This window comes from Frankia casuarinae, from assembly GCF_000013345.1.
Lineage (GTDB): Bacteria > Actinomycetota > Actinomycetes > Frankiales > Frankiaceae > Frankia > Frankia casuarinae.
In genome coordinates this window covers 1-17,105 of the sequence record NC_007777.1, presented here as the reverse complement: position 1 = coordinate 17,105, position 17,105 = coordinate 1, and the positions used below count along the sequence as shown (strand labels likewise).

The window sequence follows — 17,105 nt, the reverse complement described above, 5'->3', positions numbered from 1 at the left end:
CTGTCCTGCGAGGAAGGCTACCTGTCCTGCAAGAAAGGCTATCCGTCCTGCGAGAAAGAGAGAGTCGGCGGTGGATGTGGTGTTGCGGCGGGCGGCCGAGGCGGCGACGGGCTTCATGCCCACGGAGGAGGGCCTGGCGCTCTACGCGGCGGCAACACGGGTATCGGCCGGCGGCCTGATCTGCGAGGTCGGCACCTACTGCGGTAAGTCGACCCTGTACCTGGCCGCGGCCGCCCGGACGGTGGGAGCGACGGTGATCACCGTGGATCATCATCGCGGGTCGGAGGAGAACCAACCCGGGTGGGAGTACCACGACGCCGATCTCGTCGACCCGCGTAGCGGCCGGCTGGACACGCTGCCCTTCCTGCGGCGGACGCTGGAGGACGCGGGCGTCGAGGACGTCGTGACGGCGGTCGTCGGCCGCTCCGAACGGGTGGGGCGATGGTGGTCGACCCCGGCCGACCTGCTCTTCCTCGACGGCGGGCACACCGAGGAGCAGGCCCAGGCGGACTACGAGGCCTGGGCCTGCCACGTGCGGCCCGGCGGTCTCCTGGCCATCCACGACGTCTTTCCGGACCCGGCGGACGGGGGCCAGGCGCCCTACCACGTCCTGGTGCGGGCGCTGACGGAGGGCTTCCGCGAGCTGTCGTGCGCGGGTTCGCTGCGCGTCCTACGCCGCGTCGACTGAGCGGCATCCGCATGCCGGCCGCTGCCGAGGAAGCCGGCGTTCGGCGGGCGTCACCACCTCCGTCCCCGTCCGCGGCTCCGTCCGCGACTCCGGAAGCCGCCTGCCGCCCTGCCGAGGCTCGTCGGACTCCTTGTCGAGGACACAGATCCCCTCGGGGAGGCCGTCGCCGCGGAAGAGGGTCTCGGTGACCCCGCCGGCCAACGTGTCGACCGCGAGGATCACCGCCGCCGCGGTCCAGGTCGACTGTTCGGCCGGCCAGAACGTCGCGGTCTCGAACTGCCAGCCCGTCCAGTAGCTCCCGTCGGCGTGCCGCAGGTGCTGCATGTCCGTAACCAGCTTGGTCGCCGCGGCGGTCTCGCCCACGAGATGCAGGGCGATGGCTAGTTCGCAGGTCTCGGCCCCCGTGACCCAGGGCTCGTCGGCCACGCAGCGGATGCCCAGACCGTCGACGACGAAGTCGTTCCACCGGCTGGTGAGCCGGGACCGACCCGCGGACCGGCGCAGCGCTCCGCCGATCACCGGGTAGTACCAGTCCATCGACCACCGGTCGCGGGGGGCGAAGTACTCTGGGTGAGCGACGAGGGTGTGCCGCAGCGCGCCGGTCGCCCGTTCCCAGGCCGGTGGCACCTCCCCGACCAGGGCTGCGAGCGCCATCCCGCAGCGCAGGCTGTGCAACGTGCTGGAGCATCCCGTCAGCAGGGCCTCGGGGTAGTCGACACCGTCCGACGACCGGGCCCACCAGATCTGTCCGGTCGGGCTCTGCATGTCGACGACGAAGCCCAGGGCTGCCTCGACGACCGGCCAGATCCTCGTGAGGAAGGCGCGGTCACCGGTGGCCAACCAGCGGTGCCAGGCTGCGGTGGCGACATAGGCGCACTGGTTGCTGTCGGCGAAGTCCTCCTTGACCGCGCCGCCGACGTAGCTCGTCGCCCAGGATCCATCCGGCCGCTGGTTGCGACACAGCCAGGCCCACGCGGCGTCGGCGGCGTCGACCAGGCCGCCGAGGTCGAGGGCCATGGCGCATTCGAGGTGATCCCACGGGTCGGTGTGGCCACCGGGATACCAGGGGATGGCGCCGTCCGGCTCCTGGACGACGGCGATCGCGGTCGCGGTCGCGGTGAGCGCCTCGGGGGTCAGGACCGGAGCAGACTCAACCGGCCGCACGCGTTACCTCCGGTTTCCTCAAATACAGCACGATGCTCTTGCCGATGATCGGATTGAGGGCCCGCTCGGCGAGCCGGGTGATGCGGGGACGGCGCATCATGTCCCACACCAGCAGCCGGTGGTAAAGCCGCGTCGCCGGATGGTCGTCGTCGTGGACACCGACGAGACACCGCAGCCACCAGTACGGGGCGTGCAGGGCGTGTGCGAAATGGGTGCCGGCCGGTTCCAGTCCCACCGCGATCAACCGGTCACGAAGCTCGTCCCGGCGGTAGATGCGGACATGGCCCCCCTCGACGCTGTGATAAGCCGTCGACAGGCTCCAGCACACCTGCTCGGGGAACCGGTTCGGGACGGTGACCGCCACCCACCCCCCGGGCCGTAGCACCCGGGCGATCTCCGTCATCGCCGCCGTGTCGGCGGGCAGGTGTTCGAGCACCTCGGCGGCGATGATCCGGTCGAAGGTGCCGTCGGCGAACGGCAGCGCCAGCGCGTCACCGCGCACTCCGGCGGCCTTCGCCTTGGGCGGAGCCTGTCCCTCCAGGGCCATCGCGGCGAGCATCGCGTTGACGCCGGCGACCTCGCCGGCGGAGTGGTCCAGCGCGATGACCTCGGCGCCCCGTCGGAACGCCTCGAACGTGTGCCGTCCGGCGCCGCAGCCCAGGTCGAGCAGCCGGCAGCCCGCGGAGACGGGAAACTGGTCGAAGTCGACGGTCAGCATGCGTCGGCCGTCAGCCGGTCAGCGTCGACGACGCCGGTGCGGACGCCGCGGCGCCGGGTGTGACGGCGCCGGGTGTGGACAGCGGTGCCGGCGTCCACTGGGCCGCCGGTCCCGGTCCCGGTCCCGGGGCCGGGACCGGGGAGGTGGGCGTCCCGCCGACCGCCGCGATCCGCTCGGCGTACCAGTCCGCGGTGGCCGCGGCGGCCGCCCGCCAGGAGAACCGCGCCTCCACCCGGCGGCGCCCGGCGGCACCCATTCGGGCCCGTCGTTCGGGATCATCGAGCAGGGAACCGATGGCGTCCGCCAGGGCTCCCGCATCCCCCGGTGGGACCAGCAACGCGGCCTCCCCGTCCGGACCGGCGACCTCGGGCAACGCCCCGGCGGTGGTGGCGACCAGCGGGATCCCGCAGGCCATCTCCTCGACGGCGGGCAGGCTGAACCCCTCGTAAAGCGAGGGAACGACCGCGACCTCGGCGGAGCGCAACAGGTCCACCAGCTCCGGTTCCGGCATGTTGGAACGGAACGTCACGGCGTCGGCCAGGCCCAGCTCGGCAACCTGGCGCTGGGCCGTTCCCCCTTCGCGGACCTTGCCGACGCAGACCAGGTGCGCCGAGCGATCCACCCGCAGCTTCGCGAGCGCCTCGAGCAGGACAAGCAGGCCCTTAAGCGGAACATCGGCGCTGGTCACGACGACGACACGGCCCGGAACCGCCGGATTGCCCGCGGGCGCCGGCGTGAAGACGTCGGCGTCGACTCCCAAGGGAACCGTGCGCATGACCGTCGGGGGGAGGTTCATGTCCGCGATGATCTCTCGCCGGGAGCTCTCCGACGGGATGACGATGCCATCCAGCCCCCGCGCGACCCGGGCCTGCATCGGGAGGAACGAGTACCACCGGCGCAGGCCCAGCCGGGAGGTGAAGGTGGTCGCCGCGGCGAGGTGCAGGCGGCGATCGACCGTGATCGGATGATGCACGGTGCCCACGACCGGGATCCGGTACGGGCGCAGGGCTGCCCGCAGCGCCAGCAGGCCGTATCCCAGCCCCTGGTTGTCATGGACGATGTCGAACGGCGGCCGACCCCCGGATGCCCTGGGGCGCAGGGCTTGGCAGGCACGCAGGCTGAAGGCGAGCGGCTCGGAGAACTGGCCGGTCCGCATCATGGCGAACTCGACGACGTCCGGCAGGCCGTGGAACTCGGCCAGTCCGGGCCACCGGAACGGGTCGGAGTCCCGGTAGAGATCAAGGCTGGGCAGTTCGGTGAGGCCGACACCCTCCTCAAGCACCGGGTACGGCGGCCCGCTCACCACCTGGACGCGGTGCCCCAGGGCGACCAGTTCGCGGGACAGATGTCGGACGTACACACCCTGGCCACCGCAGGTGGGCAGACTCCGGTACGACAACAACGCAATCCGCAACTGTGCGCCCTCCGTCCGTCTCGGGCCATGTCCTGGTTCCTCGACGTCGAGGGTGGCGCCGCTTCCTGGCACATTAGGATATTGAGTGCCGATCTTCACTGAAATGGGCCGACACTGTGTCCTGGCCGTGTGCCCTGCGTCACATTAGGACTCTTCGTCGTGAGTCCAAGATCTGCGGCAACGAGGGAGACTTGCCCATCCAGAGGGTTTTGTGTCCGCTTTATCCCGCAGGCGCGGGGATCTTCCCGGATCACCGGTGGACGGTTTATGCAGCCGGGAGTCGTCCCTGTGGCGTTGCCCGCGACCTCGCGCAGCACGTCGGCCCGGGCCCGCTCTCAGACCTCGCCGCCACCGACGGCCCGACCATCCCACCGGGCACGGCGAGCGCCGAAGGCGCAACACGGGGGGTCAGGGGGCTTGGCCCCTCGGCCAGCATAACGGGCACGGCGAAGCCGCCCAGAGGGCGGCGATCATGATTGGCTAGCGCGTGGACCTAGGTGGACTTGAACCACCGACCTCTTCCTTATCAGGGAAGCGCTCTAACCGACTGAGCTATAGGTCCGTGCTGCGAGTCCAAGAATACAGGACGGCGGCGCAGGAGCGGGACCGCCGCCGTCCCTCCAAGCTACTGATCACTCAGAGTCAGCTCGACGCCGCCGATCATCTCGGCGCAGAGGTTGTAGAGCAGGGCACCGAGCGTGGACAGCGCGGTCATGAGGATGACGTTGATCGCCCCGATGAGCAAGCTGATCTGCATTGCCCGGCCGAACGACAGCCATCCTCGGATGTCGGTGCTGCTGCTGTCGGTCAGGGTATCGGCCGCGTCGGAGACGCTGTCGAACACGCCGATCGAGTTCAGGACGAACCACAGCACGGCGATCGCGACGAGCAGAACCACAAAGACGCAGAGGGAGAACGCGAAGCTGACCCGGGTCACCGTGAGGGGATTGACCTTGGACAGCTTGAGCTTGGCCCGCCGGCCCTGACCGGGCGGGCGGGCGGAACCGGACGAGCCGGGACCGGACCGGCCAGGGGAGTGACCGGCACCCGCCCGCTCAGCGGAGACCGGCTCGAACTGGTCGTCGAGCGCACCGGGGGAGGTCGTGGTCACGCTGTTCAGAGCACCCGTCGTCGTGGTGGTACCCGCGGACTCCGGCGCCGCGAGCGGCCGGTCGTAGGCCGCCGTGGGGCCGGCACCGCCGGACCTCCCCCCCGCCGGACCCGGCGGGGCGGGGCGTACCGGATCGGGGGCGGGCATGCGCTCGGGCGCGGCACGGTTCCTGTCGGGCTTCGTGGTACGGCTCCTCGTCATGCTGGGCGGGCGGACCAGGGAGATCGTGTCGGTCTCCCGTGGCCGCTCGGCCGGGGGCTCCACGCGAACTGCCGGCCCCCCTGGCGTGGCTCGACCGGGTCCGGGTGGCGCCAGGCCGAGGGACTTCGCCGGCGACGATACGGCGGCCGGGCCGAGTTTCCGGGTAGCCGAGCCCGCCTCGTCGGAGTGGGTTCCAGCGGCCCCGGTACGAGCCGACCCGGATGGGGACACCGACGACGTTCCGCTGGCACGTCCCGTGGAGGTGCCAGCCGAGGACCCTGCGCCCGACACACCCGACGCGCCCGCGGAAGAGGTGGACAAGGACCGCGAGGACAAGGGGGACTTCGCCCCGTCGGGGACCGATCCGGAGCGGGACGCCGCCGAACCCGCCGCACCCGAACCCGAACCCGCCGAACCCGACGCCGACGAGCCGGGTTCAGCCGAATGGGCTTTTGACGACCCGGCCTTCGACGACCCAGTCGAACCCGTCGGCCCCCCGGCGGAGGACTGCGGCGGGTCCGCCGCGCCTCCGGCCGGGCCGCGGCCGCCCTCCCGCTCATCCACGGGCCGACCGGACCGCCCGGGCCGCTGGAAGAACGGATTACCGGACTCGGGCCCATCGCCGGCCGCGGGCACCTTCACCGTCTCGCTGCCGGCGTCCTCCCCACGGCCGTCCCGCAGCGACAACGAGCGGCCCGCGGCGTCCGCCGCGCGTCCCGACGCCGGGCCGGCGCCGGCCCGGCGGCCGGCTTCCGAATCACGCCCGGCGGAATCGGAAACACCAGCGGAACCCGCGGAATCCGGGCCCGCGGAATCCGGGCCGGAGGAGCTCGCGCCTCTGGCCGCGCCGCCAGCACCGGAGGAACCAACGGAAGCGGGTCTCACCGTGGACCGTGGGCCGGCCCCGTCCCCCCCGCTCGGCCGGCGGGACTGCTCGGTGGCACGCGATCCCTCCGCCCCGGCGGCCGAGGAGGGGCCGCGGTAGACCGCCGACCGGGCTGGCCGGTCTTCCTGACTGTCACTCACGGACTCTCCCGGTTCAGTCCTGACGGTGTGCACGGGTCCCGCGCACACCCGTCCCCTCGGGCGGCGTCGTTCTCGGCGTGGGTGGCCACGACCACGAGATCGTCAACCTCTCGGGGGCTCGCTCTCAGCTTTCCTGGGGCCCGGCGTCGATACGAGCGTCGGTGTCCTCCGCATCAGCATTACGTGCGACTCCGACAACCTGCACCCCGGACTCCAGATCGATGAGCCGGACTCCCATGGTCTGCCGCTGCGCCCGCCGTACATCCTTGGCAACGGTCCGCAATACGCCCCCGTTGGAGGCGATGGCGTAGAGCTGGTCGTCGGGATCGACGACGAGTGCCCCCACCAGACCACCGCGAGTCGAGACGATCTTAGCGGTCAGCACGCCCTTGCCACCACGGCCCTGCACCGGGTACTCGGCCAGCGGCGTCCGCTTCGCGTATCCACCGGAGGTGGCGACGAGCAGATCCGCCGTCGTACCCGGCACGACGACGTCCATGGACAGCAGTTCGTCCTCGGCATCGAACCGCATACCGATCACACCCGAGGTCGCCCGGCCCATCGGCCGCAGCTGCTCGTCGTCGGCGTGGAACCGGATCGACTGGGCGTTACGGCTGACCAGGAGCAGATCGTCGCCGGGCGCCACGAGCCGGGCGGCGATCAGCTCGTCGTCGTCGCGCAGATTGATCGCCACCAGGCCACCGGCCCGGTTCGAGTCGAAGTCATGCAGCGCGGTCTTCTTGCACAGCCCGCGCTTGGTCGCCAGGACCAGGTAGGGGGCGGCCTCGTAGTCCTTGACCGCGATGACCTCGGCGATCCGCTCGTCCTGCCCGAAGGCCAGGATGTTCGCGACGTGCTGACCCTTGGCCGACCTGGCCTGCTCGGGCAGCTCGTGCGCCTTCGCCCGGTACACCCGGCCCTTGTTCGTGAAAAACAGCAGCCAGTGGTGGGTGGTCGTGACGAAGAAGTGCTCGACGATGTCGTCCTCGCGCAGCGCCGCGCCCTGCACGCCCTTGCCGCCGCGGCGCTGCGAGCGGTAGAGGTCAGTCTTGGTGCGCTTGGCGTAGCCACCGCGGGTGACGGTGACGACCACATCCTCCTGGGCGATCAGGTCCTCGATGGACATGTCGCCCTCGAACGGGACGAGACGGGTCCGCCGCTCGTCGCCGAACTTCTCGACGACCTCGGCGAGCTCCTCGCCGATGATCTGCCGCTGCCGGGTCGGCGAGGCCAGGATCGCCTCCAGATCGGAGATCTTCGCGCGAAGTTCGGCCGCCTCGTCGATGATCCGCTGACGTTCCAGGGCGGCGAGCCGGCGCAGCTGCATGTCGAGGATGGCGGTGGCCTGGATCTCCGACAGCGAGAAGCGTTCCATCAGCTGGCCGCGGGCCACGTCCGCCGACTCGGCGTTGCGGATGAGGTTGATGACCTCGTCGAGGTGATCCAGCGCGATCAGCAGACCGTCCAAGACGTGCAGCCGCTCGCGGGCCTTGCGCAGCTGATAGCGGGTCCGGCGGACGATGACGTCGATCTGGTGCTCGACGTAGTAGCGGACCATCTGGTCCAGGCGCAGGGTACGCGGCACGCCGTCGACGATCGCCAGCATGTTGACGCCGAAGGTGTCCTGGAGCTGGGTGTGCTTGTAGAGGTTGTTGAGCACGACCTTGGCGACGGCGTCGCGCTTGAGGTCGATGACCAGCCGCTGGCCGATGCGCGCCGAGGTCTCGTCCCGGACGTCGGCGATACCGGTGACCCTGTTGTCCCGGACCAGTTCGGCGATCTTCTCGGCGAGGTTGTCCGGGTTCACCTGGTAGGGCAGCTCGGTGACGACGAGCTGGGTGCGGCCCTTGTTCTCCTCGACGTTCACCACCGCCCGCATCCGGATGCTGCCGCGGCCGGTACGGTAGGCCTCCTCGATGCCGTTACGGCCGACGATGAGCCCCGAGGTCGGGAAGTCCGGACCCTTGATCAGGCCGATCAGCGCCTCAAGCAGCTCGGAGTCGCTCGCGTCCGGGTGGTCGAGCGCCCACCGCACGCCCTTCGCGACCTCGCGCAGGTTGTGCGGCGGGATGTTCGTCGCCATGCCAACCGCGATGCCGCCGGCGCCGTTGACGAGCAGGTTCGGGAACCGGCTGGGCAGAACAAGCGGCTCCTGCGAACGCCCGTCGTAGTTCGGGGCGAAGTCGACCGTCTCCTGGTCGATGTCACGCAACATCTCCATCGCCAAGGGCGCCATCCGCGCCTCGGTGTACCGCATGGCGGCGGGCGGATCGTTGCCGGGCGAGCCGAAGTTGCCGTTCCCGTCGACCAGCGGGTAGCGCAACGACCAGCCCTGCGCGAGCCGGACGAGGGTGTCGTAGATCGCCGTGTCGCCATGGGGGTGGTAGTTACCCATGACGTCCCCGACCACGCGGGAGCACTTGAAGTATCCGCGGTCGGGGCGGTAGCCGCCGTCGTACATGGCGTAGAGGACCCGGCGGTGGACGGGCTTGAGCCCGTCGCGTACCTCCGGCAGCGCACGGCCGACGATGACCGACATGGCGTAGTCGAGATACGACCGCTGCATCTCGACTTCGATGCCGATGGGCTCGATGCGGTCGCCGGGGGGAGGAGGTAGGACGTCGACCACGGGGTCCTTCCAGGGCAGTGGGAGCAGTCGTCAGGGCGTCAGGGCGGGACGGGCGCCCCGGGCAACGGGGCCGGGTGGACCCGACGGCGGGCGGGATCCGGAGCCCTCCGTTCGCCGGGCCGGACCGTCGGGATCGCCGCGCCCGGACCGACCTGAGGGGTCACCCGACGACCGGTCCGAGGCACGCGACACGGCCGGGTCAGATGTCCAGGAAACGCACGTCCTTGGCATTACGTTGGATGAAGCTGCGACGCGCGTCGACATCCTCACCCATGAGCACGGAGAACAACTCGTCGGCGACCGCCGCGTCGTCGAGCGTGACCTGCAGCAGGATGCGCCGGTCCGGGTCCATGGTGGTGTCCCACAGCTCGGTGGCGTTCATCTCGCCGAGACCCTTGAAGCGCTGGATGGCATCCTTGGGCAGCTTGCGCCCGGACTCCACCCCGCGGGCGACCAGCCCGTCGCGCTCCCGATCGGAGTAGGCGTACTCCCAGTCCTCCCTACCCCATTTGATCTTGTAGAGCGGCGGCTGCGCCAGAAACACGTGACCGGCCTCGACCAGCGGGCGCATGAACCGGAACAGCAGCGTCAGCAGCAGGGTCCGGATGTGCTGGCCGTCGACGTCGGCGTCCGCCATCAGAACGATCTTGTGGTAGCGCAGTTTCGCGATGTCGAAATCGTCGTGGATGCCGGTACCCAGCGCCTGGATGAGGGCCTGGACCTCGGTGTTCTTCAGAACGCGGTCGATGCGGGCCTTCTCGACGTTGAGGATCTTTCCTCGCAGCGGGAGGATCGCCTGGAACTTCGAGTCTCGACCACCCTTGGCCGACCCACCCGCCGAGTCACCCTCGACGATGTACAGCTCGCACCGCTCGGGATCGGTGTACTGGCAGTCGGCGAGCTTGCCCGGCAGGCCGGTGCCGCCGAGCAGACCCTTGCGCCGGGTCAGATCGCGGGCCTGACGGGCGGCAATGCGGGCCCGCTGGGCGTCGAGCGCCTTGCTGACGATGGCCCGAGCCTCGGTGCGGTTGACCTCGAACCAGTCCTTGAGCGCTGAGTAGCACATCTCCTGGACGAACTTCTTGGCCTCGGTGTTGCCGAGCTTGGTCTTGGTCTGGCCCTCGAACTGCGGCTGCGCGAGCTTCACCGAGATGATCGCGGTAAGGCCCTCCCGGATGTCGTCGCCGGAGAGCCGCTCGTCGCTGTTCTTGGCCCCCGCCTTCACCGGCTTGAGCAGGTTCTGGTCCTTGGCGTAGGCGTTGACGGCGCTGGTCAGCGCGGCCCGGAAGCCCTCCTCGTGGGTGCCGCCCTCGTGGGTGTTGATGGTGTTCGCGAAGGTGTAGACCGACTCGGTGTAGCCGCCGTTCCACTGCATCGCGAGCTCGGCCTCGATGCCCACGCCCTTCGACTCCAGCGAGATCACGCTGCGGTGGATGGTGTCCTTCGTGGCGTTGAGGTGACCGACGAAGTCGACCAGGCCGTTGGCGTACTTGTAGGTGACCGCCACGCGTTCCTCGTCACGCTCGTCGACGAGCGTGATCGACAGCCCCTTGTTCAGGAAGGCCATCTCCTGCAGGCGGCGGGAGAGCGTCTCGTACTTGTACTCGGTGGTCTCGAAGATCGTCGGATCCGCCCAGAAGGTGACCGACGTCCCGGTCCTGCGGGTGGTACCGGTCTTGGCCAGCGGCTTGTCCGGGCGGGTCGCCACGTACGGCTGGAACCAGACGTGCCCATCCAGGTGGATCTCCACGTCGAGCCGGGTGGACAGCGCGTTGACCACGCTGACGCCGACTCCGTGCAGCCCGCCGGACACCGCGTACGATTTGCCGTCGAACTTCCCGCCGGCGTGCAGGGTGGTCAGCACGACCTCGACGGCGGGCCGCTTCTCGGTGGGATGCATGCCGACGGGAATGCCACGGCCGTTGTCGGTGACCCGCACCCCGCCGTCGGCAAGCAGCGTCACGGTGATGGTGTCGCAGTAACCGGCGAGCGCCTCGTCCACCGCGTTGTCCACGACCTCGTAGACGAGATGATGCAGTCCACGCTCTCCAGTGGAGCCGATGTACATGCCCGGACGCTTGCGGACCGCGTCAAGACCTTCGAGAACCTTGATCGAACTTGCATCGTAGGCCACGCGGCGGGTCCCCTCGTTCTGGGCGGAAGTATCCACCAGTCTACCCGGCAACCCGCCATAGCGGACGCAGGGAGCCCCCTGGCGTCTGCGCAGCGCCACGCACATGGGGATGGCCAACCCCCCCTACCGGACCGACTCCCCCGACCGCCTTGGCGCGCCTCCACGACTGTCACCGACACCGCGATCCCGCGGAGCCATCATGATCGCCCCAGCCGCACCGACGGATACCACAGGCACAATCCAGGCGCCAAGGGGCACCGAGAGCACCGGGAGCACCGGGGTGTCAGGCGGGCAGCAGCCGAACGGCCGGCCTCAGCCATAGGTGTCGCGGGGCCCTCGACCGCCGGTTCGGATGGACCCGTGCCGCCAGGACGGCGCCGTCGGGCCACGCACGACGATCCGGCGGACCACGTGTGGACCGAGCTCCCGGTGCAGGATGCCGAGGAGCTGCCGGGACAGCATGCGCAGCTGGGTCGCCCAGGCCGTCGACTCCGCGACAAGTTCCAGGTCTCCGTCGCGCAGGGACACCGGGGTGCAGTGGTCGGCGATGTCCGGCCCGACGATGGCATCCCATCGGGCCAGGACGTTCGCGTCGCTCGCCTGAGCCTTCCAGCCACGGGCCGCCAGCAGCCGGTTGATCGCCGTCCCGAAACCGACCGGTTCGCGCCATTCCCGGCCGGGCGGGGCGATGCCCGGCATCCGCGGTCGGCGGGGCACCTGGTCGTCCGACGGGTCGGCCCGCCGGGCACCGAGGCGGGTCCGAGAGCCCGGGCCCCACGGGCCGCCCGTCCCGGTGGCGCCGGTGGAGGCGTCCTCATCGGCCCACGTGCCGCCGTCGGCACCCGGCATCCCGCCACCGCGACCAGTGCCGGGCCCGGCCGGACCGGGCCCGGTCGGGTGGCGGGCGGTGTGGCCGGCGCCCCACCGTCCCCGCCCACGCTCCCGCGCGTCCCGTTTGACCTGGGCGAGAATCTCCCGAGCCAGGTCCGCTCCGTGGGCTGCGGTGCCGTCCGGCCCCTCGGTCTTCCCGCGGCGCCCGGCCCCTCCCCGGGACCGCCCGGATGCGGTGGATCCGGGCACGGTGGATCCGGGCACGGTGGGATGGTCCCGGGGGTCCGGGCGCTCAGTGGGCATGCTGGACCTCTCCTCCGGCGACGGCGTACCGCACCCCGGTCAGCTCTGTGGGAACGTCGGTTTCGACCGCGGCTGTGACCAGCACCTGCTCCGCGGAGGCGACGAGTTCCGCGAGCCGACCGCGGCGGCGCGTGTCCAATTCGGCGAAGACGTCGTCCAGGAGCAGGACCGGCTCGCGGTCATCGGCACGCAGCAGGTCGAACGAGGCCAGCTTGAGCGCGAGGGCGAGGGACCAGGACTCGCCGTGACTCGCGTAGCCACGGGCCGGGAGCCCGTTGATCGACAAGAGCAGATCGTCGCGGTGCGGACCGACCAGCGTCATCCCCCGTTCGACCTCCCGTGGCCGGGCGGCCTCCAGATCGGCGCGGATCGCCTCCGCCAGCATGGTCCGATCCGGTGCCGCCGGATCCGGCCGACCCGCGCCCGGCTGCTCTGGCTGGCCCGGTGGACCGGGTGGACCGGACGCATGCAAGATGTCCGGGAGGGTGACGCTGGAACGGTAGTCCAGCGCGGTAGCGGACTCGGCGCCGGCGACGGCCTCGTACGCCGCGGCCACGGCCGGCCGCAACGCGTCGACGAGTGCCAACCGCGCGGCCAGCACCTCGGCGCCATGCGCGGCCAGATACCCGTCCCAGACATCGAGGGTGCGCAGATCTCCCTGCCCCCCAGCTCGCCGGGCCGTCCCGGCGGTGCGTAGCAGGGTCGATCGTTGTTTGAGGACCCGGTCGTAGTCGGCGAGGACCGCGGCCATCCTTGGGGTCCGGGCGATCAGCAGCTCGTCGAGGAACTGACGACGCTGCGCCGGATCCCCCTTCACCAGGGCCAGGTCCTCCGGGGCGAACAGCACGGTGCACAGCAGACCGACGATGTCACGCGGCCGGGCGACGGGAGCCCGGTTCAACCGGGCCCGGTTCGCCTTTCCCGGAACGATCTCGATCTCCACCAGCGCGGCCCGGTCACCCCGGACGATCCTGGCGCGGATGACCGCCCGAGACGCGCCGTCACGGACCAGCGGGGCGTCCCCGGCGACCCGGTGGCTGGCCAACGTGGCGACATAGCTGATCGCCTCGATCACGTTGGTCTTCCCCTGGCCGTTACCACCCACGAAGGTGGCCACTCCCGGACCCAGAGTCAGGTCAAGGGCCGGGTAGGAACGGAAGTCGACGAGGGACAGGTGCGTGAGGTGCACGTCACCCGTGCAGGCGGATCGGCATCAGCAGGTACCGGTAGTCGGGGACCTCGCCGTCGTCGTCGGCCTTCCCGGTCAGGATCGCCGGCTTGTTCGCCGCCACCGCCGGGTCCTCCGCGCTGGCGAAACCGATCCGTACGACGTCCGACTCCAGCGCCCCGAGTGCGTCGAGCAGGTACGACGGGTTGAACGCCACGGACAGCTCCGGTCCGTCGTAGGTCACCGGGAGGGTCTCCGTCGCCTGCGCCTCACCGCCCGTCCCGGCCTCCAGCACGAGGTGGTCCGGGGAGAACGTCAGCTGCACCGGTGCGGTCTTCGCGGCGACCAGCGCCACCCGTTTGACGGCCTCCTGCAACGGGGCGATCTCCAGCTGCGCGATCAACGGCGAACTGTCAGGCAACAGCTTGCGGTAGGGCGGGAAGCTTCCGTCGAGCAACCGGGTCGTCGTCTGCCGGGTCGAGCCGGCGAAACCGGCCAGCGTCTCGCCGGAGGGGCCGGTCCCGAGCGCGATGGATACCTCCACCCCCGAACCCGACAACGACTTCGCGGTGTCGAGCAGGGTGCGGGCCGGCACGAGAGCGACAGTGACCGGTGTGGGCGGGGGGCCGTCCACACCGGTCACGCCGTCCTCATCGGGCCCGGCGGCTGTCTCCGACGGCCGCCACTTCAACGTCCGCACGGCGAGCCGGTAACGGTCGGTCGCGGCGAGGGTGAGAGTGTCCCCCTCGATCTCGATACGGACCCCGGTGAGGACCGGCAGCGTGTCGTCACGACCGGCCGCGATCGCCACCTGTGAGACCGCCGCGGCGAACGCGGATCCCTCGATGTGCCCCGTGATCGGGGGCATGGCCGGAAGGGCGGGATAGTCGTCCACCGGCAGCATCGGCAACGCGAACCGAGCATTGCCACAAGTGATCACCAGGCGGGTGCCGTCGATGCCCAGATCGACCGGTGCCGCGGGCAGCGCCCGGGTGATCTCCGCGAGCAGTTTGCCGTTGACGAGCCCGCGCCCCTCCTCCGACACGGTCGCGTGCACCGTGCACTGGGCGGCCACCTCGTAGTCGTACGCGGCGATCTTGAGTATCGGTCCGGTCGCGTCGAGGAGCAGGCCCGAGAGCACCTGCAACTGGGTGGTCGGCCGGCTCGGCAACGTGCGTGCGGTCCAGGCGACCGCTTCGGTGAATTCGTCCCGTTCCACCCGGAACTTCATGGTTAGGCCTCCTGTCGTTCCCTCCGGTTGTTCGGAGTCACCCCGCAGGGAACACCGACCAGCATCTCAGAGTGCCAGCAGGCGCCGACGAGCGGTCGGCCGTGCCCCGGGCGCTTGCCCGGGGCCGAGTCGCGGCACGTAGGGCTCTCGGAGCCGCGCTCGAGCCGTTGTCCACACCCCCTAGTACTAAGAGCTTTTGATCATTCTTAGAAAGATCTAGTTGGTCGTAGTAGTAGGGGGTGTGGATACTGGGGATAACCTCTGTTTCTGCAGGTCAGAGGGGTTGTTGGCCGGTGCAAATCTTGTGGGTGGATCTGTGCATGCGCGCAGTGGTTATCCCCAGGCCCGATCTGCGTCCACAAGGACCACGTTGTCCCTCCACAGGCCATCCCCGAGTTGTCCACAGGCTGTCCACTGCCACTCCACCGTTCCGACCGCAGGCTGTCCACAACGTTTTCCACAAGCTGTGGGCGGAACCACCCCGTGGGCTCGGTGAGGTCGTCCCCGGTTGTCCCCAGCCGTCCGTGGTTGTCCGGGGTCGTTTGGGGAAGTCCTGCCCCGCGGCGTCCGGTTCCTGCGCCACGTGTGACACCCGGCGAGGCGTCACACCCCACCTTCGGGCGGCAGCCACCGGTCCGCGGGACGTTCCGGCCGGGGGGAGGTAGGAGGAACCGTGCTGCCCGGCGGTGGTGCTGCCCGGCGGTGGTGCTGCCCGGCGGTGGTGGGCGGCGGTGGTGGGCGGCGGTGGACAGTGGGCAGTGGCGCTAGGCCTGCCGGGCCTGCAGACGGATGCGGTTTGTCAGTTCGGTGACCTGGTTGTAGATCGCGCGCCGTTCCGCCATCAGACCGCGGATCTTGCGATCGGCATGCATGACCGTCGTATGATCCCGACCCCCGAAGTGCTGGCCGATCTTCGGTAGCGACAGGTCGGTCAGCTCCCGGCACAGGTACATCGCGATCTGACGGGCGGTGACCAGCACGCGGCTACGTGAGGTGCCGCACAGGTCCTCCATCGAGACGCCGAAGTACGCCGCCGTCGCGTTCATGATGGCGGCGGCCGTGATGTCGGGATTGCCGGCATCGGGGATGAGATCACGCAGCACGATCTCGGCGAGCGTGCGGTCGACGTGGGACTTGTTCAAGCTCGCGAAGGCCGCGACCCGGATCAGCGCCCCCTCCAGCTCACGGATGTTGCGCTCGATGTGCGTGGCGATGTACTCGAGGACATCCGGGGGTACCGGCAGGCGCTCCGTAGCCGCCTTCTTCGACAGGATGGCGATGCGCGTCTCGAGGTCGGGCGGGGTGATGTCGGTCATCAGCCCCCACTCGAAGCGGCTGCGCAGCCGGTCCTCCAGGGCCGAGAGTTGCTTGGGCGAGCGGTCGGAGCTGATCACGATCTGCTTCTCGCCGTCGTGCAGGACGTTGAAGGTGTGGAAGAACTCCTCCTGCGTCCGTTCCTTGTTCTCCAGGAACTGGATGTCGTCAACGAGCAGGACATCGATGTCACGGTAGCGCCGCTGGAACGCCTGCTGGCGGTCGTCCCGGATCGAGTTGATGAAGTCGTTGGTGAACTCCTCGGAGCTCACGTACTTCACCCGCATGTTCGGGTAGAGCTTGAGTGCGTAGTGACCGATCGCGTGCAGAAGGTGAGTCTTGCCGAGCCCGGAGTCCCCGTAGATGAAAAGCGGGTTGTAGGCCTTCGCGGGTGCCTCGGCGACGGCCACCGCTGCCGCGTGGGGGAACCGGTTGCTGTCGCCGATGACGAACGTCTCGAAAATGTAGCGGGGGTTCAGCCGGGCCTGGGCCGGTTCGGTCTCGTGCGGCGCCGCATCGCGTCCGAGACCCGCGCTGACCCGTACCGGTGGTGTTCCCTCGGTGGCGTCGGGGAAGGGCAGTTCGCCGTTCACCAGTGCCGCCGGCGCCGGCGGCACTGGTGCCGGTGCCGGCGCCGGCACCGGCACCGCCGACGAGCCCGGGCTCGTCGGCGGCACCGGGGCTGCGGCGGCGCCGGTCGATCCTGATCCGGTACCCGCGTTCAACGCCGAACCGGAGGCGGGGCCCGAGCCCTGGCCGGGTGTGGTGTCGCCCCTGGCATCCACCGGCCGTACGATCCGGATCGGTCCGCTCATTGGTTCCGGATCGGGCAGGTGTTCGACGGTGACCGCGACCCTGATCTCCCGCCCATAGGCTGTGGACAACGCTGTGGACAAGAAGGGGCGCAGGCGCGAGTCGAGGAGATCCTTGGTGAACTCGTTCGGCGCGGCCAGCAGAGCCGTGTCCTGGACGAGCCCGAGGGGGCGGGTCAGCCGCAGCCAGGCACGCTGCTGGGCGGACAGCGTGCCGTCGGCGACCCCGGCGACGGCCTGGCTCCACACCGCGGCCAGGTCCGGGTCACCCGAAGGCTCGTCCCCGAACGGCAGACCGGCGACGGAGTCGGCGCGGAGGTTGGACACGGGGGCTCCTCGGGCAGTTCGGTACGGTTTGCGG

Annotated in this window: 12 protein-coding genes and 1 tRNA gene; 2 read left to right on the top strand and 11 right to left on the bottom strand. The window is 70.1% G+C overall.

Annotation, left to right across the window (positions count from 1 at the left end; genetic code table 11):
• Nucleotides 1-70: 70 nt before the first annotated feature.
• Nucleotides 71-688 (top strand): class I SAM-dependent methyltransferase, encoded by a 618-nt coding sequence (locus FRANCCI3_RS00070; protein WP_023839953.1) that lies wholly within the window; start codon nucleotides 71-73, stop codon nucleotides 686-688.
• Here the strand turns inward: FRANCCI3_RS00070 and FRANCCI3_RS00065 are convergent.
• The 5 genes from FRANCCI3_RS00065 to FRANCCI3_RS00045 all read right to left on the bottom strand — a co-directional run bounded on the left by FRANCCI3_RS00065 (nucleotide 671) and on the right by FRANCCI3_RS00045 (nucleotide 5,242).
• Nucleotides 671-1,852: a hypothetical protein gene (locus FRANCCI3_RS00065; protein WP_011434488.1), complete on the bottom strand. Its 1,182-nt coding sequence runs from the start codon at nucleotides 1,850-1,852 to the stop codon at nucleotides 671-673. The genes FRANCCI3_RS00070 and FRANCCI3_RS00065 overlap by 18 nt on opposite strands.
• The gene (locus FRANCCI3_RS00060) at nucleotides 1,839-2,570 is read right to left on the bottom strand and encodes a class I SAM-dependent methyltransferase (RefSeq protein ID WP_011434487.1); all 732 of its coding nucleotides are present in this window, start codon (nucleotides 2,568-2,570) and stop codon (nucleotides 1,839-1,841) included. The genes FRANCCI3_RS00065 and FRANCCI3_RS00060 overlap by 14 nt, the downstream gene beginning before the upstream one ends.
• Before the next feature lie 10 nt (nucleotides 2,571-2,580).
• Nucleotides 2,581-3,984, bottom strand: coding sequence for a glycosyltransferase family 4 protein (locus FRANCCI3_RS00055; protein WP_011434486.1), 1,404 nt, complete (start codon nucleotides 3,982-3,984; stop codon nucleotides 2,581-2,583).
• A 488-nt stretch (nucleotides 3,985-4,472) separates the two neighbouring features.
• Nucleotides 4,473-4,546 (bottom strand) — tRNA-Ile (locus FRANCCI3_RS00050).
• Between the two features lie 63 nt (nucleotides 4,547-4,609).
• The gene (locus FRANCCI3_RS00045) at nucleotides 4,610-5,242 is read right to left on the bottom strand and encodes a DUF3566 domain-containing protein (RefSeq protein ID WP_235463104.1); all 633 of its coding nucleotides are present in this window, start codon (nucleotides 5,240-5,242) and stop codon (nucleotides 4,610-4,612) included.
• Between FRANCCI3_RS00045 and FRANCCI3_RS23025 the strand changes: the two genes are divergently transcribed.
• Complete coding sequence (locus FRANCCI3_RS23025; RefSeq protein WP_162492183.1) at nucleotides 5,241-6,281, top strand: hypothetical protein; 1,041 nt, start codon at nucleotides 5,241-5,243, stop codon at nucleotides 6,279-6,281. The two genes, FRANCCI3_RS00045 and FRANCCI3_RS23025, sit on opposite strands and share 2 nt — an antisense overlap.
• A gap of 165 nt (nucleotides 6,282-6,446) precedes the next feature.
• Here FRANCCI3_RS23025 and gyrA read toward each other — a convergent pair whose 3' ends face one another.
• The 6 genes from gyrA to dnaA form a co-directional block, all read right to left on the bottom strand.
• On the bottom strand, nucleotides 6,447-8,951 hold the full coding sequence (gene gyrA / locus FRANCCI3_RS00040) for a DNA gyrase subunit A (RefSeq protein WP_011434483.1): 2,505 nt from the start codon (nucleotides 8,949-8,951) through the stop codon (nucleotides 6,447-6,449).
• 199 nt (nucleotides 8,952-9,150) lie between these two features.
• Entirely contained in the window at nucleotides 9,151-11,085 is a 1,935-nt protein-coding gene (gene gyrB, locus FRANCCI3_RS00035) for a DNA topoisomerase (ATP-hydrolyzing) subunit B (RefSeq protein ID WP_035729010.1), read from the bottom strand.
• A 312-nt stretch (nucleotides 11,086-11,397) separates the two neighbouring features.
• Nucleotides 11,398-12,219, bottom strand: coding sequence for a DUF721 domain-containing protein (locus FRANCCI3_RS00030; protein ID WP_011434481.1), 822 nt, complete (start codon nucleotides 12,217-12,219; stop codon nucleotides 11,398-11,400).
• Nucleotides 12,209-13,408, bottom strand: a complete 1,200-nt coding sequence (gene recF / locus FRANCCI3_RS00025; RefSeq protein ID WP_011434480.1) for a DNA replication/repair protein RecF — start codon at nucleotides 13,406-13,408, stop codon at nucleotides 12,209-12,211. Before recF ends, FRANCCI3_RS00030 begins: the two co-directional genes overlap by 11 nt.
• A 1-nt stretch (nucleotide 13,409) precedes the next feature.
• Nucleotides 13,410-14,618 (bottom strand): DNA polymerase III subunit beta, encoded by a 1,209-nt coding sequence (gene dnaN, locus FRANCCI3_RS00020; protein ID WP_011434479.1) that lies wholly within the window; start codon nucleotides 14,616-14,618, stop codon nucleotides 13,410-13,412.
• A gap of 764 nt (nucleotides 14,619-15,382) precedes the next feature.
• Nucleotides 15,383-17,071: a chromosomal replication initiator protein DnaA gene (dnaA, locus tag FRANCCI3_RS00015; protein WP_011434478.1), complete on the bottom strand. Its 1,689-nt coding sequence runs from the start codon at nucleotides 17,069-17,071 to the stop codon at nucleotides 15,383-15,385.
• Nucleotides 17,072-17,105: the final 34 nt, after the last annotated feature.